This window comes from Rhodococcus quanlei, assembly GCF_055231015.1.
Genome location: NZ_JBUYWD010000003.1, coordinates 124,462 through 146,710, shown reverse-complemented (window position 1 = coordinate 146,710; position 22,249 = coordinate 124,462). Strand labels below are relative to the sequence as shown.

At 64.5% G+C, this 22,249-nt stretch carries 16 protein-coding genes; 13 read left to right on the top strand and 3 right to left on the bottom strand.

The genetic code is table 11. The features are described from left to right. The 13 genes from ACZI8Q_RS02515 to proB all read left to right on the top strand — a co-directional run bounded on the left by ACZI8Q_RS02515 (position 1) and on the right by proB (position 19,470). Positions 1–2,037, top strand: a complete 2,037-nt coding sequence (locus tag ACZI8Q_RS02515; protein ID WP_463371918.1) for a S9 family peptidase — start codon at positions 1–3, stop codon at positions 2,035–2,037. Positions 2,038–2,123: 86 nt separating this feature from the next. Further along, positions 2,124–3,581: a wax ester/triacylglycerol synthase domain-containing protein gene (locus ACZI8Q_RS02510; RefSeq protein ID WP_463371917.1), complete on the top strand. Its 1,458-nt coding sequence runs from the start codon at positions 2,124–2,126 to the stop codon at positions 3,579–3,581. Then, positions 3,582–5,870, top strand: coding sequence for a glycerol-3-phosphate 1-O-acyltransferase (locus ACZI8Q_RS02505; protein WP_463371916.1), 2,289 nt, complete (start codon positions 3,582–3,584; stop codon positions 5,868–5,870). It begins immediately after the preceding gene. Then, on the top strand, positions 5,867–7,303 hold the full coding sequence (locus ACZI8Q_RS02500) for an HAD-IB family hydrolase (protein WP_463371915.1): 1,437 nt from the start codon (positions 5,867–5,869) through the stop codon (positions 7,301–7,303). The genes ACZI8Q_RS02505 and ACZI8Q_RS02500 overlap by 4 nt, the downstream gene beginning before the upstream one ends. A gap of 89 nt (positions 7,304–7,392) precedes the next feature. Next, positions 7,393–10,026 carry a valine--tRNA ligase gene (locus tag ACZI8Q_RS02495; RefSeq protein WP_463371937.1) on the top strand — a complete coding sequence of 878 codons (2,634 nt, stop codon included), beginning with the start codon at positions 7,393–7,395 and terminating at the stop codon, positions 10,024–10,026. Continuing rightward, positions 10,023–11,453 (top strand): bifunctional tetrahydrofolate synthase/dihydrofolate synthase, encoded by a 1,431-nt coding sequence (gene folC, locus ACZI8Q_RS02490; RefSeq protein WP_463371914.1) that lies wholly within the window; start codon positions 10,023–10,025, stop codon positions 11,451–11,453. Before ACZI8Q_RS02495 ends, folC begins: the two co-directional genes overlap by 4 nt. Next, positions 11,450–11,851 carry a DUF4233 domain-containing protein gene (locus tag ACZI8Q_RS02485; RefSeq protein WP_463371913.1) on the top strand — a complete coding sequence of 134 codons (402 nt, stop codon included), beginning with the start codon at positions 11,450–11,452 and terminating at the stop codon, positions 11,849–11,851. The genes folC and ACZI8Q_RS02485 overlap by 4 nt, the downstream gene beginning before the upstream one ends. Positions 11,852–11,869: 18 nt before the next feature. Beyond that, entirely contained in the window at positions 11,870–12,289 is a 420-nt protein-coding gene (ndk, locus tag ACZI8Q_RS02480) for a nucleoside-diphosphate kinase (RefSeq protein ID WP_463371912.1), read from the top strand. A gap of 461 nt (positions 12,290–12,750) precedes the next feature. Further along, positions 12,751–15,909 carry a translation initiation factor IF-2 N-terminal domain-containing protein gene (locus ACZI8Q_RS02475; RefSeq protein ID WP_463371911.1) on the top strand — a complete coding sequence of 1,053 codons (3,159 nt, stop codon included), beginning with the start codon at positions 12,751–12,753 and terminating at the stop codon, positions 15,907–15,909. A gap of 196 nt (positions 15,910–16,105) precedes the next feature. Continuing rightward, positions 16,106–16,417 (top strand): 50S ribosomal protein L21, encoded by a 312-nt coding sequence (gene rplU, locus ACZI8Q_RS02470; RefSeq protein WP_378577566.1) that lies wholly within the window; start codon positions 16,106–16,108, stop codon positions 16,415–16,417. Between the two features lie 44 nt (positions 16,418–16,461). Beyond that, the gene (gene rpmA, locus ACZI8Q_RS02465) at positions 16,462–16,725 is read left to right on the top strand and encodes a 50S ribosomal protein L27 (RefSeq protein ID WP_463371910.1); all 264 of its coding nucleotides are present in this window, start codon (positions 16,462–16,464) and stop codon (positions 16,723–16,725) included. Between the two features lie 187 nt (positions 16,726–16,912). Next, positions 16,913–18,373 (top strand): GTPase ObgE, encoded by a 1,461-nt coding sequence (obgE, locus tag ACZI8Q_RS02460; protein ID WP_463371909.1) that lies wholly within the window; start codon positions 16,913–16,915, stop codon positions 18,371–18,373. After that, positions 18,370–19,470 carry a glutamate 5-kinase gene (proB, locus tag ACZI8Q_RS02455; RefSeq protein WP_463371908.1) on the top strand — a complete coding sequence of 367 codons (1,101 nt, stop codon included), beginning with the start codon at positions 18,370–18,372 and terminating at the stop codon, positions 19,468–19,470. Before obgE ends, proB begins: the two co-directional genes overlap by 4 nt. A 159-nt stretch (positions 19,471–19,629) precedes the next feature. Here proB and ACZI8Q_RS02450 read toward each other — a convergent pair whose 3' ends face one another. Genes ACZI8Q_RS02450 through ectB form a run of 3 tightly spaced genes read right to left on the bottom strand, consistent with a single transcriptional unit; the run spans position 19,630 to position 22,240 of the window. Continuing rightward, positions 19,630–20,556: a D-isomer specific 2-hydroxyacid dehydrogenase family protein gene (locus tag ACZI8Q_RS02450; protein ID WP_463371907.1), complete on the bottom strand. Its 927-nt coding sequence runs from the start codon at positions 20,554–20,556 to the stop codon at positions 19,630–19,632. Between the two features lie 9 nt (positions 20,557–20,565). Further along, the gene (locus ACZI8Q_RS02445; RefSeq protein WP_463371906.1) at positions 20,566–20,964 is read right to left on the bottom strand and encodes an ectoine synthase; all 399 of its coding nucleotides are present in this window, start codon (positions 20,962–20,964) and stop codon (positions 20,566–20,568) included. A gap of 13 nt (positions 20,965–20,977) precedes the next feature. Continuing rightward, positions 20,978–22,240: a diaminobutyrate--2-oxoglutarate transaminase gene (gene ectB / locus ACZI8Q_RS02440; RefSeq protein ID WP_463371905.1), complete on the bottom strand. Its 1,263-nt coding sequence runs from the start codon at positions 22,238–22,240 to the stop codon at positions 20,978–20,980. Between the last annotated feature and the right edge of the window lie 9 nt (positions 22,241–22,249).

Genomic DNA, 22,249 nt, shown 5'->3' with positions numbered 1-22,249 from the left:
GTGACTTCGATTCCCGAACTTCATGCCGGTACGCCCTTCGACGACATCGACGACTATCTGCAACTCGGGCGCCTCAGCGGGTTGGTGCTGTCACCCGACGGTGAGCGACTTGTGGTTGCACAGTCGGTTCTCGACGGTGAGTCCACGAAATACGTGACGGCACTGTGGGATGTGGACGTCACGGGAGAACGGGAGCCTCGCAGACTGACCCGCGGGAGTACCGGGGAGTCGGGGGCGGCATTCACTGCCGGAGGGGATCTTCTCTTCTTGGCGGCACGGCCTACCGGTGAGGACGACAAGCCGCCGACCGCTCTGTGGTGTCTGTCGGCCGGTGGGGGCGAAGCTTGGCCTGTTCTCCAGCGCAAAGGTGGTGTGTCCGGTGTGCGTACCGCGCGTCGCGCCGATCGATTCGTGGTGACCGCACCACTGATGGCATCCGCGACAGGTGACGAGGACGACGATCGGATACGTGACGAGCGCAAGGACAAGAAGGTGTCGGCCTTGCTGCACTCCGCCTACCCGGTGCGGCATTGGGATCACGATCTCGGCCCCGAGGTCCCGCACCTGCTGGCCGCCGACCTGCCCGCTGATTCCGATACGGCCACACCGAAAGACCTTGTCCCGGACGTCGGCGCCGCCCTGCGCGAGACGAGCTTCTCCCTCAGCTCGGACGGCACCTTCCTCGTGACCTCGTGGACGAAGCCGGGTCCGCTGGCATCGTTGCGTTCGATCCTGGTACGCATCGACGTCGAGAGCGGTGAACGAACCATGTTACTCGACGAGGAGAACGCAGACTTGACGGATCCGGTGGTGTCGCCGGACGGCACCCGGGTGGTGTACACGCGTGAATCGGCATCGACCCCCGACCTCGCCCCACGGGTCACTCTGCAGCAGATTCGGTTCGGCACCGGCGAAATCACCCAGGTCGCCGAGGGCTGGGACCGATGGCCGACGTCGGCGGCATGGCTGCCCGACGGATCGGGGCTCGTGATCACTGCCGATGACCGGGGGCGCGGGCCGATGTTCCTGGTTCGGGACGGCGGGGCGCCCGAGCAGATCACGACAGACGACGCTGCCTACACCGATGTACAGATGAGTCCGGACGGAGTGAGTGTGTTCGCGCTGCGCACGTCATACGAACGGCCGCCGTACCCGGTGAAGGTGAATCTCACCACCGGAGACGTCACCGAACTTCGCTCACCGGCCCCGGTGCCCGAGTTGCCGGGCACACTCACGGAAGTGACGACGGTTGCGTACGACGGAACACCGCTCCGAGGCTGGCTGGCTGTCCCGAACGGTGCGACCCCACACGCTCGCGTGCCGCTGCTGTTGTGGATACACGGCGGTCCGCTCGGATCATGGAATTCCTGGTCATGGCGCTGGTGTCCGTGGTTGCTGGTAGCGAAGGGATATGCCGTGTTGCTGCCGGACCCGGCGTTGTCGACCGGGTACGGCCAGGAGTTCGTGCAACGTGGGTGGGGACGCTGGGGGCGTGCGCCGTTCACCGATCTGATGGCGTTGACCGATGCGGCGGTGGCGTTGTCCGAGATCGATGAGAAACGAACCGCGGCGATGGGCGGATCCTTCGGCGGCTACATGGCAAATTGGATTGCCGGTCACACCGATCGGTTCCGGGCAATCGTCACTCACGCGAGTCTGTGGGCGCTGGACCAGTTCGGACCCACCACGGATGCGGCCTGGTACTGGCAGCGTGAGATGACGCCCGAGATGGCGGTGGAGAATTCGCCGCATTTGTTCGTTGCCGACATCTCGACACCGATGCTCGTGATTCACGGTGACCGCGACTATCGCGTACCGATCGGTGAGGGGCTTCGCCTGTGGTACGAGTTGCTGTCGGAGTCCGGCCTACCGGCTGACCACGACGGGTCGACGGTGCACCGTTTCCTGTACTTCCCGGAGGAGAACCATTGGATACTCGCGCCGCAACACACGAAGGTCTGGTACGAGGTCGTCGAGGTGTTCCTCTCGGAACACGTGTTGGGTGAGTCTGCGACGATGCCGTCGGTTCTCGGTTGAGTGTCCGGTTGGCGAAGTTGGGTGCGAGTTCGTTGCGGGAGGTACAGAATGTGAGGTGAGTCACCTACGCCATCAGGGGGTCGCGCATGTCCAACGGCGAGCAACTGCTGCCACCGAGTGCGGTGGACGTCGACCTTTCGGGTCTGACGTGGGGTGCGGACCGCGCGATGTCGGACCTCGAAACCGGGATGTGGCGGATGGAGGACGTTCGCCCCCATCTGCGGTCGCCGATAGTGGCGGTGGACGTACTGGACCGAGCGCCCGACTGGGACCGTCTGGTTGCGGCGCACGAATGGGCGTCTCACATCGTTCCGCGAATCAGGATGCGGGTGCTCGATCCGCTCCCGTGGATTGCGAATCCGGTGTGGTCGGTGGACCCCGAGTTCGATCTCGACTTCCACCTACGCCGGGTGCGGCTACCCGAGCCGGCGACGTTCGACCATGCCTTGCGGATGTGCCGACACCTGGCGACCGAGCCGTTCGACAAGGCTCGTCCACCGTGGAATGCGCTCTTGATCGAAGGTCTCGACGACGGACGCGCCGTCTACGTGGTGAAAACTCACCACAGCATGACGGACGGTCTCGGCGGGATAGCGCTCATGACCCTGCTGCACAGTCGCCGTGCGGAGCCGACGGTCGACAAACCGGATCGGCCTCCGCCCGAGCCGGAGTCGGCAACTCCCGGCGCGGTGTGGGGTGCGCAGATCGGACGGGAAATCAGGGATGGGTCGGCCAGGTTGGGCGGATTCGCTCGCGGTCTCGTTCCGGCCGCAACTGCTGCTGCCACCGCACCCTTGTCGTTCGCCGGCGACGTATGGGGGTATGCGAACTCGCTGCGCCGGATAGCGGCCCCACACCAGGTTCGGGGCTCGCAACTGATGTCGTCGAGAGGTTTGGGCCGGTGGTTCGGCACTCTGGAGGTCGAACTCGGTGATCTGAAGGCTGCGGCAAACGCAGTCGGATGCTCGGTCAACGACGCCTATCTCGCTGCCCTCCTCGGCGGGATCGCGCGGTATCACGAAACATTGGGCAAGCCCGTGGCGTCGATTCCGGTGGGCATGCCGATCAGTATGCGATCTGCATCGGACAGTATGGGCGGCAACCATTTTGCGGCCGCGCGATTCACGGCGCCGGTCGGCACACACGATCCTGCAAAGCGCATGAAGAAAGTGCGAGCGATCATTCTCGGACTGCGCGAAGAACCGGCTCTCGGTGCCCTCGACCTTCTCGCTCCGTTGTTGGTCCGAGTCCCGACGCGGATACTCGCGAGTTGGTACCTGTCACAGTCGACAGCCATCGACCTCCAGGCAAGCAATGTGGCCGGCGTGCCTGTTCCGGTGTATCTCGCCGGTGCCCGCATCGAGCGGATGTTTCCGTTCGGTCCCGTCCCCGGATGCGCGGTGATGGCCACGCTCGTCTCCCACGCGGGGGTGTGTTGTATCGGGGTCAATCTCGATACGGCGGCGGTGACCGAACCCGCACTGTTCATGGATTGCCTTCACGAAAGCCTCGACGAGGTGGTCGAGCTCGGACGGAAAGGGTGAATGATGACTGTCCACGCCACGGAGGACGTCTCCGGTCGCACTCGCGTCTACCTCACCGAATCGATGTCGCGTGCAGAAGCTGATGTGATGAGCAGGTGGCTCGGCGACCGTCGCACTGGCGGCGGACCTGCCCCACGAGTGGTACAGGTCACCGACGAAGCACTCGCCGAACTGGTACGCGACGGTGGTGACCCGCTGCTGACTCCGGTGCGCGTCGTATGGATGCCGGACCGCGACGGTGGCAGTCATCACCGTTTCAGAGATGTGCTGTCGAATCGGGATCCCCTGCATCCACCTCGCACCTCCCAACGTCGACTTCTGCGCGCGAAACCGGACCGTTGTCGGGTACTCGAGGGTGAGGCAGCACCGTTGAGTGATCTCGAGCATCGGCTCGAAGCGCGCGGTGGGGGGTCGTTGCCACGATTCATTCGCCGGCAGGCGGCCCTGGCTCTCGAGCGTGCTGAGCGGTCTCTGCTGGGCAAGCAGTACAAGGTTGCCAGATTCGTCGTCGACGATATTGCCGAGAGTCGCCGCTTTCGTGACGGCACGCAGGAGTTGGCGCTGGGCCTGAAGTCTGCACCGGATCAGGTTGCGTCGGTTGCCCGCGACGCGCTGACCGAGATGGTCGCAACGCAGAGCCGTCGCGCGATAGCTGTGTGGGATCAGCTGGGTCGCTACTTTTCGAGAGCGTATCGATTGGACGTGAATACGAAGGGCTTCGACGAACTCAGGCGCCTGAACGAACACCATTCGTTGGTGTTCTTACCCAGCCACCGCTCGTATCTCGACCCCCTGGTTCTGCGGCCCGCTCTGGTGGCCAACAACCTTCCGCTCAACCATGTGATGGGCGGACTGAACGTGAGTTTCTGGCCGATCGGACCGATCAGCAAACGGAGCGGAACGGTGTTCATTCGCCGCAAGATGGACGGCGACGAAATCTACAAGTGGTCGCTGTGCGAGTACATGCGTTATCTGATCGGCAAGCGATTCAATCTCGAGTGGTACATCGAGGGCGGCCGTAGCCGCACCGGGAAGCTGCGGCCACCCCGTTACGGGCTGCTCAACTACCTTTCCCGTGCATTGCAGGACAGTGCGGACGGCGACGTCTACCTCGTGCCCGTGTCCATCACCTATGACCAACTCTACGAAGTGTCGGCAATGGCTGCCGAAGCGCACGGAGAAGCGAAAACCAAGGAGGGTTTGCGTTGGCTGATGGGATACGTACGTGCGCAGGGTGAGCGCCGCGGGGTGGCGCACGTGTCGATCGGCCGACCATTCTCGCTGGGCGAGCGCTTGCAGCAGGAAAGCAATCAGCGGCTTGCCGTGCAGAAGACGGCGTTCGAAGTCTGTCACCGGATCAACGAGGTTACTCCCGTCACCGCATCGTCGCTGGTGATGCTGGCGTTCCTCGGAATCGAGGATCGTGCACTGACGGTGGGGGAGTTGCAGGCGATGCTCGGCCCGATGGTCACCTACATCACCGATCGAGCTCTACCCAGCGCGGGCGATGTCGATCTGACCAATCCTCAGGTCATTCGCACTGCGGTGCAGACTCACCTCGATTCGGGTGTCCTCCGAAGTTTCGGCGCCGGCGACGATCGCGTGTTCTACCTGGGCCGCAATCAGCATCTGGTTGCAGCGTTCTACCGCAACAACACGATTCACTTCCTCGTCGTACGAGCGATCACCGAAATGGCGTTGATGGCGGCGACAGAACACCCGCCCGCCGATCCGCGGGCAGACGGGTGGGCGGAGGCGCTGCGATTGCGCGATCTGCTGAAGTTCGAGTTCTTCTTCGGCGAGAAAGAAGAGTTTCGGGAACAGGTGCGGTCCGAATTATCGCTGATCAACCCAGCCTGGGAGGAGCAGCTGAGGGGCGAGAACATCGCACAGAAAACATTGTCCGCTGTGACGCCCTACTTGGCCCACCGGGTGCTACAGCCATTCTTGGAGGCGTATCTCGTTGTTGCAGAGCAGTTGTCGAGGTGTCCGGTGGACTGCGAGTTCGACGAGGCTCGCTTCATGTCCGATTGTCTCGAGCTCGCCGAGGAATACCGGCTTCGTCAGCAGATCGCCAGCACAGAATCGATTTCGAACGAATTGTTCGCGACAGCCCTGAAGCTCGCCAGAAACCGGGGCTTGGTCGAGGGGGCCAGCGGGAACGACGACCTGGACATCGGGGCGGGGCGCCGGGCCTTCGTCCAAGAGATCCGGACCACGGTGGCCCGGGTCCGGCGTATCAGGGCATTGGCAAACGAGCGCCTCGCCAAGGTGGAGGGCACTCGGTGACCGCCCCCATCGCGGATCTTCACGCAGCGATCGCGGCGGCACCGCCCGGTCCCGAGACGGTGGCGGCATTCGACCTCGACGGCACGATCATCAGCGGATATTCGGCCAGTGTGGTGTACCGGGACCGGCTACGACGATTCGATATCGGCGTGTCGGAACTGCTGCAGACCACAGGGGCCGCGATGGACACGCAGCTGCGAGGTGCCGACGTCGATCGGCTCATGGAGATCGGTGTCAAGGGTCTCGCGGGCCGCTTGGACGACGAACTGAACGAATGGGGGCTGCGCCTCTTCCGGCAGGAGATCGCGGGAATGATCTACCCCGAGATTCGGGGGATTCTCGCCGCGCACCGCAGGGCCGGACATCGAGTGGTGATGGCCACGTCCGCGACGCCCTATCAAGCACTTTTCGTGGCGGACGACCTCGATATCGATGACATTCTGTGTACGGCACCGGAGGTGGTGGACGGCATGGTGACCGGACTGCTGTCGGGGCCACCGTTGTGGGGACAGGCGAAGGCGGACGCGGTGCGCACCTACGCGACCGAACACGGTGGTGACCTGGATCGTTCCTTCGCGTACTCCAACGGTTTCGAAGACGTTCCCATGCTCGAATCCGTGGGACACCCGGTTGCCCTCAACCCGGACCGGAAGCTGACGTCGCGTGCACGCGCGCGCGGATGGGCTACCGTGCGCCTGCGCGAGCCCGGGAACAGCGCCTCGGTCGCATCGACCGTGCGGACCACCGGCGCGCTCGGCGCCCTGTTGGCCACGGCCACCGGTGCGGCGGCAGTGGGTGTGCTGACCGGCGATCGTCAGCGGGCCGCCAATCTGGTCGGCACATTCGGGCCGAACCTTGCACTCGCGATCTGTGGGATCGACGTGCATGTCACCGGCAAGGAGAATGCATGGTCACACCGGCCTGCGGTGTTCATGTTCAACCACCAGAGCTCCCTCGACATGCTGGTGGTCGGGAGCGTGGTTCGTCGAGACGTGACCGGCGTGGCGAAGAAAGAGGCCGCACGCGATCCCCGATTCGTGCCGGTCGGGGTTCTTCTCGACGTCGCGTATGTCGACCGCGCCAACAGTACGAAGGCGAGAGCGGCGTTGAAGCCGGCGGTGCAAAAGTTGAAATCGGGCGTGTCGATAGTGATCGCACCGGAGGGAACCCGAACTCCCACTCCGAAGGTGGGCCGCTTCAAGAAGGGAGGCTTTCACCTCGCAATCGAGGCGGGCGTGCCGATCGTTCCCATTGTCGTCCACAACGCGGGCGAGCTGATGTGGCGCAATTCCTTCGTCGCGCACCCCGGCACAGTCGAGGTCACCGTGCTCGAACCGATCCCCACCGACGACTGGAAGATCGAGGACCTCGACCGACATGTCGCAGAAGTGCGGGCGAAGTTCGTGGCCACCATTCACGAGGGACACAGGTGACCGGCGACGCAATCCGAGAACGCCGCGTTCGTTGCATTGCGGGCGTTCATTAGACTCGTCGGGTGACCAGTGCAGCTCCAGAGAACCCCATGACGCCGGCCGATGCCCTTCCGAAGAGCTGGGACCCCAGCGCGGTGGAGGCTGATCTCTATCAGGGTTGGGTCGATGCCGGTTACTTCGTGGCCGATCCGGCCAGCGACAAGCCCGGATACTCGATCGTGCTGCCGCCCCCCAACGTGACCGGCAGCCTGCACATGGGCCACGCACTCGACCACACGTTGATGGATGCGCTGTCGCGTCGCAAGCGAATGCAGGGCTTCGAGGTGTTGTGGTTGCCCGGCATGGACCACGCAGGTATCGCCACCCAATCGGTGGTGGAGAAGCAGCTTGCCGCCGAGGGGAAGAAGAAGGAAGATCTCGGACGCGAGGCGTTCGTCGACCAGGTGTGGCGGTGGAAGGCCGAATCCGGCGGAACGATTCAGGGTCAGATGCGGCGCATCGGCGACGGCGTCGACTGGAGCCGTGACCGCTTCACCATGGACGACGGACTCTCGCGTGCTGTGCAGACCATCTTCAAACGACTGTACGACCAGGGCCTGATCTACCGTGCGGAGCGACTCGTCAACTGGTCACCGGTCCTGCAGACGGCCATCTCCGACATCGAGGTGAAGTTCGAGGACGTCGAGGGTGAGCTCGTTTCGCTGCGATACGGCTCACTTCGTGACGACGAGCCACACGTGATCGTCGCGACCACCCGAGTCGAGACCATGCTCGGTGACACGGCAGTCGCAGTGCACCCCGAGGACGAGCGTTACGCGCACCTGGTCGGGACCACCCTCGAGCACCCCTTCACCGGACGGGCGATCCCGATCATCGCCGACGACTACGTCGATCCGGAGTTCGGAACGGGCGCGGTCAAGATCACACCAGCGCACGATCCCAACGATTTCGAGATGGGCCTGAGGCACAAGCTGCCGATGCCCACGATCATGGACAAGACCGGCAAGATCGCGGACACCGGAACGCAGTTCGACGGCATGGACCGGTTCGAGGCGCGCGTGAAGGTTCGCGAGGCGCTCGCCGAGCAGGGGCGGGTTGTCGCAGAAAAGCGCCCCTACCTGCACAGTGTCGGTCATTCCGAGCGTAGCGGCGAATCGATCGAACCCAGACTGTCGCTCCAGTGGTGGGTGAAGGTCGACACGCTGGCCAAGGCTGCGGGAGACGCAGTCCGCGACGGTGACACCGTGATTCACCCCACCAGCCAAGAGCCGCGCTGGTTCGACTGGGTCGACGACATGCACGACTGGTGCATCTCACGTCAGCTGTGGTGGGGCCACCGCATTCCGATCTGGTACGGGCCAGGCGGTGAGGTCGAGTGCTTCGGACCCGATGACACCGTTCCCGAGGGCTGGGAACAGGACCCCGACGTGCTGGACACGTGGTTCTCGTCGGGGCTGTGGCCGTTCTCGACGATGGGTTGGCCCGACAAGACCGCCGAACTCGAGAAGTTCTACCCGACCAGTGTCCTGGTCACCGGCTACGACATCCTGTTCTTCTGGGTGGCCCGGATGATGATGTTCGGCACCTACGTTGCCGGTGACGGCTCGGCGCAGGGTTCGGTGCCGTTCCGTGACATCTTCCTGCACGGATTGGTCCGCGACCAGTTCGGCAAGAAGATGTCGAAGTCGCGTGGCAACGGAATCGACCCCCTCGACTGGGTCGACCGCTTCGGTGCCGACGCACTTCGGTTCACTCTCGCCCGAGGCGCGAACCCAGGTAGCGACCTCTCCGTCGGTGAGGACCACGCGCAATCGTCGCGGAACTTCGCGAACAAACTGTTCAACGCCACGAAGTTCGCACTGATGAACGGTGCGGCACCGGGAAGTCTTCCCGACCGCGCGCAGCTGACCGACGCCGATCGCTGGATTCTCGACCGACTCGAGCAGGTGCGATCCGATGTGGACATCGCGTTCGACCGGTACGAATTCAGCAAAGCCTGTGAGGCGCTGTTCCACTTCGCGTGGGACGAGGTCTGCGACTGGTACCTCGAAATCGCCAAGGTGCAGTTCGCGCAGGGTGACACAGTTGGCGACACCACCAAGATCGTGCTCGGGAACGTGCTCGATGCGCTGCTGCGCCTGCTGCACCCGACCATCCCATTCGTCACCGAAACGCTGTGGAAGGTACTCACCGGCCGTGAGTCGGTGGTCGTCGCCGAGTGGCCCGGCGCCAGCGATGCCGCCCCGGACCCGGTTGCCGCACAACGCATCGAGGACATGCAGCGGCTCGTCACCGAGGTCCGTCGATTCCGTAGTGACCAGGGGTTGAAGCCGTCCCAGAAGGTGGGTGCGCTCGTCCACGGGACGGCGGCCGCGGATCTCGAAGCTCAGCTGCCCGCCATTACGTCGTTGGCGAAGTTGACCGAACCGGGGGAGGGCTTCGCGGCGACGGCGTCGGTGGAGGTTCGCCTGTCCACGGCGACGGTCACCGTCGAGCTCGACACGTCCGGCACGGTGGACCTCGGCGCGGAGAAGGCGCGTCTGGAGAAGGACCTCGCGGCCGCGCAGAAGGAATTGGCCGGCACCGAGGCGAAGCTGTCCAATGAGGCATTCCTCGCGAAAGCGCCGGAGGCGGTGGTCGAGAAGATCCGTAGCCGCAAACACGTCGCGGACGAAGAGATCGAGCGGATCTCCGCCCGTCTCGCCGAATTGGGAGATGTATGAGCACTCCGGAACCGGTGCCCGACGAGCCGGCAACGCCCGTAGACATGGCGGAGCTGGCGCTGGTGGAGGCCGAACTCGACAAGCGCTGGCCCGAAACGAAAATGGAACCGTCGCTCACTCGCATTTCTGCGCTGATGGACGTGCTCGGGTCGCCACAGGATACGTATCCGTCGATCCACATCACCGGGACCAACGGCAAGACGTCCGTGGCGCGGATGGTCGACGCGCTCATGCGGGGGCTGCACCGTCGCACCGGGCGGACCACCAGCCCGCACCTCCAATTGGCTACGGAGCGGATCAGCATCGACGGCAAGCCCGTCACACCGCGGGCATATGTCGACACCTACCGTGAGATCGAGCCGTACGTCCAGATGGTCGATCAGCAGTCGGCCGAGGCCGGCGGTCCTGCGATGAGCAAGTTCGAGGTGCTGACCGCGATGGGGTATGCCGCGTTCGCGGAGGCCCCAGTCGACGTCGCAGTGGTCGAGGTCGGACTCGGCGGCCGTTGGGACGCCACCAACGTCATCGACGCCCAGGTCGCCGTCATCACCCCCATCGGTCTCGACCACGCCGATCTTCTCGGCGACGACGTGACCGAGATCGCCGCCGAGAAGGCCGGGATCATCAAAAAGCCGCGCGAGGATCCGCTCGCCCCCATCGAGGCCGTGGCGATCCTCGCGGAGCAGACGCCCGAGGTCATGGATGTGCTGCTGCGTCGCGCAGTGGAAACCGAGGCCGCAGTCGCCCGTGAGGGGGCCGAGTTCAAAGTTCTCGCCCGCCAGGTTGCCGTGGGCGGTCAGCAGCTCGAGCTCCAAGGGCTCGGCGGCGTGTACACCGACGTGTTCCTCCCGCTCCACGGAGAGCATCAGGCGAGGAACGCATCGCTCGCTCTCGCCGCAGTGGAAGCGTTCTTCGGCGCCGGGCCGGATCGGCAGCTCGACGCCGAGGCTGTCCGGGAGGCATTCGCAACAGTGACCACACCTGGTCGACTCGAACGAGTGCGCACCGCACCGACCGTGTTCCTCGATGCAGCACACAATCCGCACGGCGCCAAAGCGCTCGCTGCCGCCCTCACCGCGGAATTCGACTTTCGTAAGTTGGTGGGAGTCGTGAGCGTGATGGGTGACAAGGATGTGGATGGCATTCTCGCGGCCCTCGAGCCGGTGTTCGACGAGCTCGTGGTCACCAACAACGGCTCGCCCCGGGCCATGGACGTCGAAGCTCTGTCCGATCGTGCGGTCGCTCGTTTCGGTGACGAACGCGTCGTGGTTGCCGGAGATCTGGCCGACGCGCTCGAGACTGCGATCAGGCTGGCCGAGGAAGTCGGTGACCCCGGTGAGTCGGTATCCGGTGCCGGTGTCGTCGTGACGGGATCGGTTGTAACCGCGGGCGCTGCCCGCACCCTCTTCGGAAAGGACCCGGCGTGAGCGAGTCGCAGAAACCGGAAGACTTCGGGCCTCCGGCCAAGGATCCCTGGAAGGGGTTCCGCGGAGTGTGCGCCGGTACCTTGATTCTCGAAGTCATCGTGGTTTTGCTGGCGCTACCGGTGGCGGCCACCGTCGGCGGAGGTCTGTCCTGGCTGTCGGGCGGCTATATCGGAGTCCTGGCCCTCGCGATGGTGCTGGGCGCCGGTCTGCAAGGGAGGTCGTGGGCAATGACTTACAACCTGGTCTTGCAGGCTGCGATGATCGTCGGGTTCCTGGTCCACCCGGCACTCGGTGTGTTGGGCCTGATCTTTGCTGGAGTGTGGGGATACCTGATCTACCTGCGTCGAGATATTATCCGCCGGTCGGACCAAGGCCTGCTTCCCGGGCAACGCGATTGACCCTCTAGGCTCTCAGCCGTGACTGAGCGCACCCTTGTACTGATCAAGCCCGACGCCGTTTCCCGTGGCTATGTAGGAGAGATCCTCTCTCGCATCGAGCGGAAAGGCCTGACGATTGCAGCACTCGAGCTGAAGACTGCCCCGCTGAACGTGGCGGAAAGTCACTACGCGGAGCATGCAGAGCGCCCGTTCTACCAGAGTCTGCTGGACTTCATCACGTCCGGACCGCTGGTTGCCCTGGTGCTGGAAGGCCCCAGAGCAATCGCTGCTTTCCGTCAGTTGGCCGGTGGCACCGACCCGGTCGAGAAGGCTGCAAACGGCAGTATCCGCGGCGACCTGGGTCTCGAGACCCAGCGGAATCTGGTGCACGGATCGGACTCGCCGGAGTCCGCGGCACGTGAAATCGCGCTCTGGTTCCCGGAGCTTGCACAGGGCTGAACCTCGGCGTCTCACGCCTGGACCTCGACACTTTCGGTCCCGCTCACCCCTTTGCGGGGTGTGAGCGGGACCGAACTTCATGAAATGCGATGACATTCGGTGCGCCGTTGTCAGGGCAGCCCTTGCGGGTGTGGGATACTGAATGCGGTCGGACCGCAATTCGAGCATTACGCGTATCCGACCGGATGGCACCTTGCTGCGATGCCCTTCATCGCTGCGCACCGTCAACGGGAGATTCCTGGACGGTACGCACGCTGGATGATCAGGCGCTCGCAGAGAGGTCGAAGTTCATCCGCCAGGCACTACGTGGAGTGCAGTGCTAACGGACACTGCCGGTCGCGTGGAGCGAGACCAGACAATCTCGTGCTCACAAATGGGGTGCGAGTACACATACTGCGCCCTCGTGTGGCCGCGTGACACTTCGCATGGAGTGGACGCGCCCGGGGGCTGAGGAGACTTACGTGGCCGAACTAGAGCCGCCCACCAATTCGGAGTCGAATTCGGTTGCAGCCGGGAGCGATGTTCCTGCGCTTCCTGCGAAGATCCGTGCGCACGCCCTGGCGAAGCTGTTGGGGGTTACCAGCAAGCAGGTCATGGCGGAGGCCGCGAAACTCGGTACGGAGCTGCGCAGCGCCCACTCGAGCGTCGTGCGAGAGGCAGCCGAGCAGATTCGTACTGCCCTTACCGAGCCCACCAGCCCGGATGCAGAGCCGGAGGCAGAGGCATCCGCGGACGCCACACCAGCACCGGAGGTGCCCGCTGCCGCCGCGCCGGAGGGGCCGACCACCCCTGCGCCTTCGCTGTTCACCTCGCCCGCACCGGGTGAACCCGACTCGGGCAGTTCCCGCGAGTCGGCCGATGCGGTCTCCGAACAGAACACAGCGCCGGCACCGGCCGCTGATGTTCCCCTGTTCCTGCAGCCGGATCCCACTGCCGCTCCCGCAGCTCCGCGACGCCGCCGTAGTCGGCGCGGAGCCGCTGCCCCGGACACCGCCGAAGACCAGGGTGCGGAGGAGATCCCCTCCGACACCGACGGCGAGCCTGCCAACGGTGTTTCGGTGAGTGAGTCGGACAACAACGATTCCGACCGGACAGACAGTGAAGACGATCAGCCCCGACGCCGTCGCCGAGGCCGTCGTGGTCGTGGTCGCGGTCGCGGCGAACAGAACGACCAGAACGCGGACGACGCCGACGCCAAGGCCGAATCCGGCTCGGGCGACCACTCCAAGAGTGATGACGGGAGCGACCGGGAGGGTGACGAGTCCACTTCCGGCGGCGCAGCAGATCGGTCCAAGTCGGACCAGACCGAGAGTGCCAAGGAAGAGGCCGAGGCCGGCACCGCAGGCAAGAAGGACGACACCGAAGAGGCAGGGGAGGGCACCAGCCGTCGTCGTCGTCGCCGCCGCCGTCGCAAGTCGGGTGGAGATTCGTCGGCCGCTGCAGGATCGGAAGACGATCCGCCGAACACCGTCGTTCACGAACGCGAACCACGGAACAAGAACCGTTCCAAGGACGAGGTTCAGGGAATCACCGGTTCGACGCGCCTCGAGGCGAAGCGTCAACGCCGTCGCGACGGACGCGACGCAGGCCGCCGTAGGCCGCCGATACTGTCGGAGTCGGAGTTCCTTGCACGCCGCGAGTCCGTCGATCGCGTCATGGTGGTAAGGGACCGTGCGGGAACCGGCCAGCCACACGCCACGACTCAGGTTGCCGTGCTCGAGGATTCCGTTCTCGTCGAGCACTTCGTGACGACTTCGTCGTCCTCGTCGATGGTCGGCAACGTGTACCTCGGCCGCGTTCAGAACGTTCTGCCCAGCATGGAAGCTGCGTTCATCGATATCGGTCGTGGGCGAAACGGCGTTCTGTACGCAGGCGAGGTCAACTGGGAGGCGGCCGGTCTCGGCGGTAATTCACGCAAGATCGAACAGGCACTCAAGCCGGGCGACATGGTGCTGGTGCAGGTCAGCAAAGATCCGGTCGGGCACAAGGGTGCGCGTCTGACCACTCAGATCAGTCTCGCCGGCCGCTTCTTGGTGTACGTGCCGGGTGGCACGTCGACCGGAATCAGCCGCAAGTTGCCCGATACCGAGCGTAAGCGGCTCAAAGAGATCCTCCGCGAGGTCGTTCCTTCCGATGCGGGCGTCATCATCCGCACCGCCTCGGAGGGCGTCAGCGAGGAGGAACTGTCTCGTGACGTCCAGCGTCTGCAGAAGCAGTGGGCGGACATAGAGGACAAGGCAGCCAAGGCGGACGCCGGAAAGTCCGGCAACCCGCAGGCGCTCTACGAAGAGCCCGACCTGCTGGTGAAGGTCATCCGCGACCTGTTCAACGAGGACTTCTCGAAGCTCGTCATCGAGGGTGACAAAGCGTGGTCGACGGTCCAGGCGTACATCGAGTCGGTTGCGCCCGACCTGTTGCCGCGACTCGAGCAATTCACCGACAACGGGAGCGGTGACGTTTTCGTCACGCACCGCATCGACGAGCAGCTGAGCAAGGCACTCGACCGCAAGGTGTGGCTGCCGTCCGGTGGCACGCTGGTGATCGACCGTACCGAAGCGATGACCGTCGTAGACGTCAACACCGGAAAGTTCACCGGTGCGGGAGGTAATCTCGAGGAGACCGTGACACGCAACAACCTCGAAGCCGCGGAGGAGATCGTGCGGCAGATGCGGTTGCGTGACATCGGCGGAATGATTGTTGTCGACTTCATCGACATGGTGCTCGAAGTCAACCGTGACTTGGTGCTTCGTCGGCTCACCGAATCGCTCGGGCGTGACCGGACTCGTCACCAGGTGTCCGAAGTGACATCGCTCGGGCTCGTTCAGATGACACGCAAGAAGCTGGGTACCGGTCTGGTGGAGGCGTTCTCCACCAACTGCGAGCACTGCCACGGCCGCGGAATCATCGTGCATGCCGACCCCGTCGAGGTGAAGACCACGGACGATTCGAGTTCCCGATCCGGATCGTCGGGCGGATCTCGAAAGCGGCGTGGGCGCGACAAGGGCTCGACCGACAAGAACTCCAGTGACAAGACTTCGGGCCAGGGAACCGGTAACGGCCAGTCGTCGAACGAACAGGCCGCCGATTCGACTGCGGAGGCGACGGCCAAACGCGCCCACCCTGTTGCACTGGCAATGGCGCACCACGCGCACGACGATTCCAAGGCGGGTGAGGCGCCGAAGCAGGAGAGGTCGACCGCCGACACGTCGACTGATGACCCCAGGTCGAAGGTTGCCGAGGCGGTGGCGTCCGAGGCCCCGGCGTCCGAGGCCGCAGAGGCCCGACCGGTGACACCCGAGGTCCGCAGGCCGGACTCGACTGAGGTCGAAAAGGCTGAGTCGGCATCCGTTGCGGTCGCTCCAGAGAGGCCTCGCCGTCGGAGTCGCCGCGCTTCACGTGCTGCGTCTGCGCCGTCCGGCGGTGCAGGTGCGTCGTCGGGCACGGTCGTCGTGATTCCCGCAGCTGCACAGACGGCCGACACCGGCTCCACGGCTGCGGTCGAAGCGGAATCGTCTGGAGGTACAGTCGTCGACACGCCTGCTCCGGCCGTTCCGTCGCGTCCACGCCGTCGCCGCGCCGCGGCGCGGCCGGCCGGGCCGCCGGTGGACACGGACGACTGAGGCGAGGGACGGCAGCTAATTTGTCCCAGCAGGTTGCCGTCCTGTAACCTTGACCAGTCGCTCCCCGGCGATAGTGCTCCGCTGTGTTCGATTGCACGTGAGCGCAAGCTGGCGGGGCCAGTACACCAGACCAGTCGCATCGCAGCCTCATGGCAGCGATGCGAGCAAGTTCGAAGAAGCAAGGGGTAGCCCTCCGATGGCAACGTACGCGATCGTCAAGACCGGCGGAAAGCAGTACAAGGTCGCTGTTGGTGACCTCGTCAAGGTCGAGAAGATCGAGGGTGAGCCCGGCACTGCTGTCTCGCTTGCTCCGGTTCTCGTCGTCGACGGTTCCGAGCTGACCACCGACGCCGCCAAGCTGGCCAAGGTGTCGGTCACCGGCGAGGTTGTCGAGCACACCAAGGGCCCGAAGATCCGCATTCACAAGTTCAAGAACAAGACCGGATACCACAAGCGCCAGGGGCACAGGCAGAAGCTGACTGTCCTCAAGGTCACCGGTATCAAGTAGTCAGAGCGTTCTTCAGCTGATTTCACCCGAGGAGGGTCTATAACATGGCACATAAGAAGGGTGCATCCAGCTCCCGTAACGGTCGCGATTCGAACGCCCAGCACCTCGGTGTGAAGCGCTTCGGTGGTCAGGCAGTCGGCGCAGGCGAGATCCTGGTCCGTCAGCGCGGAACGCACTTCCACCCCGGCGTCAACGTCGGCCGTGGCGGCGACGACACCCTGTTCGCGCTCGCGGAAGGCGCAGTCGAGTTCGGCACCAAGCGCGGACGCAAGACCGTGAACATCGTTCCGGTGGCGGTCGAGGCCTAGGCCTGCCGTAAGTGCGCATCGCCCTCCAGGGGTGTTTCACGCTTCCAATAGGGGCGGACCAGGGTCGAAATACCCGGTCCGTCCCTATTGTTGTTTCATCAGGTTCGTTGTTCACACCAGGTCGCTCGACGACGATCGTCGCGACTTTCGACCAGAGCACTATTGACTGAGGAAGGATCCGGCAGTCATGTCCCGATTCATTGACCGCGTTGTGCTGCACGTCAGCGCTGGAAAAGGCGGCAATGGTTGCGCCTCCGTCCACCGAGAGAAGTTCAAGCCACTCGGTGGTCCGGACGGTGGCAACGGGGGGCGCGGCGGCGACGTGATCCTCGAAGTCGACCGAAACGTTCACACCCTCCTCGATTTCCACTTTCACCCCAATGCCAAGGCAACCAACGGCAAGCAGGGGATGGGCGGAAATCGGGATGGTGCCCAGGGCGACGATCTCGTCTTGAAGGTTCCCGATGGCACCGTTCTCCTCGACAAGGACGGGCGTGTGATCGCCGACCTGGTCGGTGTCGGCACTCGATACGAGGCTGCGCAAGGTGGCCGAGGTGGACTCGGTAATGCGGCGCTGGCGTCGAGGGCGCGCAAAGCCCCCGGTTTCGCGTTGCTGGGCGAGGAAGGCGTGGAACGCGACCTGGTCCTCGAACTCAAGTCTGTAGCGGACGTCGGGTTGGTGGGTTTCCCGTCGGCGGGTAAGTCGTCGCTCGTGTCGGTGTTGTCTGCGGCGAAACCGAAGATCGCCGACTACCCCTTCACGACGCTGGTTCCGAACCTGGGTGTGGTATCGAGTGGCGACACGACGTTCACCGTTGCCGATGTTCCTGGTCTGATTCCCGGCGCGAGTGACGGGCGCGGTCTGGGCCTGGACTTTCTGCGGCATCTCGAGAGGTGCGCGGTCCTCGCGCACGTCGTCGACTGTGCGACGCTCGAACCCGGCCGCGACCCGATCTCCGACATCGACGCGCTCGAAGCCGAACTCGCAGCCTACAAACCGGCACTGTCCGGTGACTCGGGTCTCGGTGATCTCGCCGATCGTCCCCGCATCGTCATCCTGAACAAGGCCGATGTTCCGGAGGGAGCCGAACTCGCGGAAATGGTCACCCCCGAACTCGAGGAACGCGGCTGGCCGGTGTTCACGATCTCGGCGGTCAGTCGAGACGGATTGCGTCCCCTGACCTTCGCATTGGCAGCGATGGTCAAGGAGTACCGAGAGGCGCACCCGAAGGCCGAGCCCAAGCGTCAGGTCATTCGCCCCGTCGCGCAGAACGAGACCGGCTTCGAGGTGTTCGCCGATCCCGAGGTGCCCGGTGGCTTCGTCGTCCGCGGTCGTCGTCCCGAGCGCTGGGTCGCGCAGACACAGTTCTCCAACGACGAAGCCGTCGGCTACCTCGCCGACCGTCTGGCCCGACTCGGTGTCGAGGATGCCCTCGTCAAGCACGGCGCCGAACCGGGTTGCTCCGTCACCATCGGCGACGTGAGTTTCGAATGGGAACCCCAGACCCCCGCAGGTGTCGACCTCACACGCACAGGACGTGGAACCGACCCACGGATCGATCAGGTGGACCGCATCGGCGCCGCCGAGCGCAAGCATGCACATCGGATCCGTCGCGGTCTCGAGGGCCTCGACGCCGACGATCGATGAGCGCCACACGCGACGCGGTCGCCTCCGCGAACAGCGTCGTGGTCAAGATCGGATCGTCTGCGATCACGAGTCTCGTCGGGGGGTTGGATCTGGGCCGATTGGATCGGCTTGCCGACGCCATCGAGGCGCGGATGCGAGCGGGGTCCGACGTCGTCGTCGTCTCCTCCGGAGCGGTAGGTGCCGGGCTCGCTCCCCTGGGACTCACCAAGCGCCCGCGTGACCTCGCCACGAAGCAGGCGGCGGCGAGCGTCGGGCAACTCGCGCTCGCCCACGCGTGGGGTACCTCGTTCGCCCGGTACGACCGCACCGTCGGCCAGGTGTTGCTGACTGCCGACGACATCGCGCGTCGCGCACAGCACCGGAATGCACAACGCACGCTCGACCGATTGCGGGCACTACATGCGGTCGCCGTGGTGAACGAGAACGACACCGTCGCCACCACCGAACTGCGTTTCGGTGACAACGATCGTCTCGCCGCTCTCGTCGCACATCTGGTGGGGGCAGATGCCTTGGTGCTGCTCTCGGACGTGGACGGGCTGTACGACGGCGATCCACGCAAAGGCGGCGCAGAACTGATTCGCGAGGTGGACAGTCCAGAAGACCTCGACGGAGTGGTCGCCGGATCAGGGGGTGCGCTCGGGACGGGCGGCATGGCATCCAAACTGTCCGCTGCGCGTTTGGCGGCGGATGCGGGCGTCCCGGTCCTACTGGCTGCCGCCTCGGAGGCGGAGTTCGCGTTGAGCGGCGCCGACGTCGGCACCGCGTTCGCCGCACGACCGACGAGGTTGTCTGCGCGTCGGTTCTGGGTGCGGCATGCCGCGGAGGAGAGCGGCACGGTACATCTCGACGCCGGTGCGGTACGTGCCGTTGTGGAGGGGCGAAGGTCACTGCTTCCCGCCGGGGTCACGGCCGTGACAGGAACCTTCTATTGTGGTGATGTCGTTGCGCTCGTCGGACCGCACGACCGCCCGGTGGCACGGGGAGTGGTCTCGTACGACTCCCACGAAATCGAGCAGATGTGTGGTCGCTCGACGCGTGACTTGCCGGCGGAGATGCAACGAGCGGTAGTGCATGCCGACGACCTGGTCTCGCTCTGACCACTGTCAGATCAGGGCTTCCGCGGAATCTGTGGACAACTCGGCTCCCGTGAGGGCACATGACTTCCGGCCGCGCATCATGTCCAGCAGAAGACCGATGTCGGCACTCGGCTGTCGTGTTGCTGATCGAGCACCGAGGATCATGACTCGAGGTTGATTTCAGTACCCGACAACCGGGTCGATTCGTGCTGCGAGTGGCTCGCCCGCGACAAACCGTGCGACATTGAGCGCCACGTGCTCCGCATACGCGGGGGGACGTACCGCAGGGGGATTCGAATCGTGTGGTGTGACGATCACGTTGGTCAGTGTCCAGAGTGGATGCCCGTCGGGGAGCGGTTCGGGATCGGTCACGTCCAATCCCGCTCCGCTGATCGTGTTGTCGCGGAGCGCATCCACGAGTGCGTCGGTGTCGACCAGGCTGCCGCGAGCCACGTTCACCACCCAGGCGCCAGGCTTCATCTGTGCGAACTCCTGCGCACCGACCAAATGATAGGTGGCGGTGGTCGCCGGCGCGGCAATCACGAAATGGTCCGCACGCGACCACACTTCGTTCAGCCTGTTGGTGGGCAGTGTTTCGACGGCGCCCGGCACGGGACTGCCCGATCGATTGATGGCAATGGTGCTGGCGCCCAGCGCCGCAAGCATCGGGATGAGCGCCTTACCGATTCCTCCTGCGCCGATCACGGCAACCATGGTTCCGCGCAGGGTACCCACACGATGGAACAGCTCTTGTTGACTCCATGTGGTCGCGGCCAGGTGGGCGGGGAGTGCGCGTACTCCAGCAAGAAGCAACGTGAGTGCGTGTTCGGCGACCGTGGCCGAAAACGCACCGGCTGCCGACGTCCACGTGATCGGGGAATTCTCGGGAATCAGATGGGCGTCGAACCAGTCCTCGACGCCGGCCGCGGGCAGCTGAATCCACCGGATTCGGCCGGGGAGTGTGCGCGGAAAGTCTTCGACACCTCCCGCCCAGATCAGTGCATCCGCCGAGTCGACCGGCGCAACAACGGCCCCGCCCCGGACCACTGCTTCGGTGAGAAGTGGATCCGGGGCGGGGCCGAGTGCGATCGGTGTCGTGGCGGACATGCCCCGACGTTACGCGGGTTCCTCGATGAGTGGGTAGACACCGTTCTCGTCGTGGACCTCACGTCCGGTGACCGGCGGGTTGAACACGCACAGCATGCGCATTTCGGTCTCCGGCTCCACGCGATGGCGCTCGTGGCCGTTCAACAGGTACATCGAACCGGGGCCGAGATCGTAGGTCTTGTCGTTGTCGAGGTCGACCAACTTACCGGTGCCCTCTACGAGCCAGACTGCTTCGTAGTGATTGGCGTAGTGGAACTCGTTGACCGTGCCCGCCTTGATGACGGTTTCGTGGAACGAGAATCCGACCTTGTCGCCGCCCAGCACGATGCGCTTGCTGCGCCAGTTACCGTTCTCGGCGGAGACGTCGCGTTCGGTGTCGGTGATCTCTTCGGTGGTGCGAACGATCATGTCAGGGTCCTTTCTAGCTGCAGACGTCGACGGTTGCCTCGGACAGGATCGACAGTCCCTTGTCGAGCTCGTCCTCGGTGATGGTCAGCGGCGGTAGAAGCTTGACGACTTCGTCGGACGGGCCGGAAGTCTCGGCGAGCAGACCCTGGTCGAACGCGATCTTGCAGACCTTTCCGGCGTCTTCGGCGTTGGCGAAGACCAACCCCTGAACGAGTCCGCGGCCACGGGTCGACACGTTGTCCGGGAACTTCTCCGCAAGCTGGGTGAAGGCCTTGCTGATGCGCTCGCCCTTGACAGGCGTTTCCTTCGCGAGCTTGTCGTCCGACCAGTAGGTGTCGAGGGCGGTCGCGGCGGTCACGAACGACGGGTTGTTTCCACGGAAGGTGCCGTTGTGCTCGCCCGGTCCCCACACGTCGAGTTCACGCTTGAACAGCGTCAGCGCCATCGGCAGTCCGTAGCCGCCGATCGACTTGGACAGAGTCACGATGTCGGGCTTGATGCCTGCGATCTCGAAGGAGAAGAACGGGCCGGTGCGGCCACAGCCCATCTGCACGTCGTCGACGATCAGCAGGATGTCGCGCTCTGCGCACAGCTGGGAAAGTGCGCGCAACCATTCGGGACGAGCGACGTTGACGCCGCCCTCACCCTGCACGGTCTCGACGATCACGGCGGCAGGACGATTCAGGCCACTACCCGAGTCGTCGAGCACACGGGAGAACCAGTGGAAGTCCTCGGTGACACCGTCGAAGTAGTTGTCGAACGGCATGGGGGTGGCGTGGACCAGCGGGATTCCGGCGCCGGCGCGCTTCATCGAGTTGCCGGTCACAGAGAGGGCGCCGAGCGTCATGCCGTGGAAGGCGTTCGTGAAGTTGATGATCGACGACCGGCCAGTGACCTTTCGGGCCAGCTTCAGGGCCGCCTCGACAGCGTTCGTGCCGGTGGGGCCGGGGAACTGGACCTTGTAGTCGAGATCACGGGGCTTGAGGATGTTCCGGTCCAACGACTCGAGCAGGTTCCGCTTCGCGGGGGTGTACATGTCGAGGCCGTGCGTGACACCGTCCGAGGCGATGTAGTCGAGCAGCGCCTTCTTCAGGATCGGGTTGTTGTGACCGTAATTGAGGGCGCCGGCTCCGGCGAAGAAGTCCAGGTACTCGCGGCCGGACTCGGCCTTGATCCACGATCCGGATGCCGACTCGAAAACGGCAGGCCAGCCGCGGCTGTAGCTACGAACCTCGGATTCGAGATTCTCGAAAATACTGTTATCAACTGCATTCATGTTCTGCAT

Coding starts and splice junctions, on each gene's coding strand:
- ACZI8Q_RS02510 (WP_463371917.1), top strand. CDS start 2,124: ATGTCCAACGGCGAGCAACTGCTGCCACCGAGTGCGGTGGACGTCGAC.
- ACZI8Q_RS02505 (WP_463371916.1), top strand. CDS start 3,582: ATGATGACTGTCCACGCCACGGAGGACGTCTCCGGTCGCACTCGCGTC.
- ACZI8Q_RS02495 (WP_463371937.1), top strand. CDS start 7,393: ATGACGCCGGCCGATGCCCTTCCGAAGAGCTGGGACCCCAGCGCGGTG.
- folC (WP_463371914.1), top strand. CDS start 10,023: ATGAGCACTCCGGAACCGGTGCCCGACGAGCCGGCAACGCCCGTAGAC.
- rplU (WP_378577566.1), top strand. CDS start 16,106: ATGGCAACGTACGCGATCGTCAAGACCGGCGGAAAGCAGTACAAGGTC.
- rpmA (WP_463371910.1), top strand. CDS start 16,462: ATGGCACATAAGAAGGGTGCATCCAGCTCCCGTAACGGTCGCGATTCG.
- obgE (WP_463371909.1), top strand. CDS start 16,913: ATGTCCCGATTCATTGACCGCGTTGTGCTGCACGTCAGCGCTGGAAAA.
- proB (WP_463371908.1), top strand. CDS start 18,370: ATGAGCGCCACACGCGACGCGGTCGCCTCCGCGAACAGCGTCGTGGTC.
- ACZI8Q_RS02450 (WP_463371907.1), bottom strand. CDS start 20,556: ATGTCCGCCACGACACCGATCGCACTCGGCCCCGCCCCGGATCCACTT.
- ACZI8Q_RS02445 (WP_463371906.1), bottom strand. CDS start 20,964: ATGATCGTTCGCACCACCGAAGAGATCACCGACACCGAACGCGACGTC.
- ectB (WP_463371905.1), bottom strand. CDS start 22,240: ATGAATGCAGTTGATAACAGTATTTTCGAGAATCTCGAATCCGAGGTT.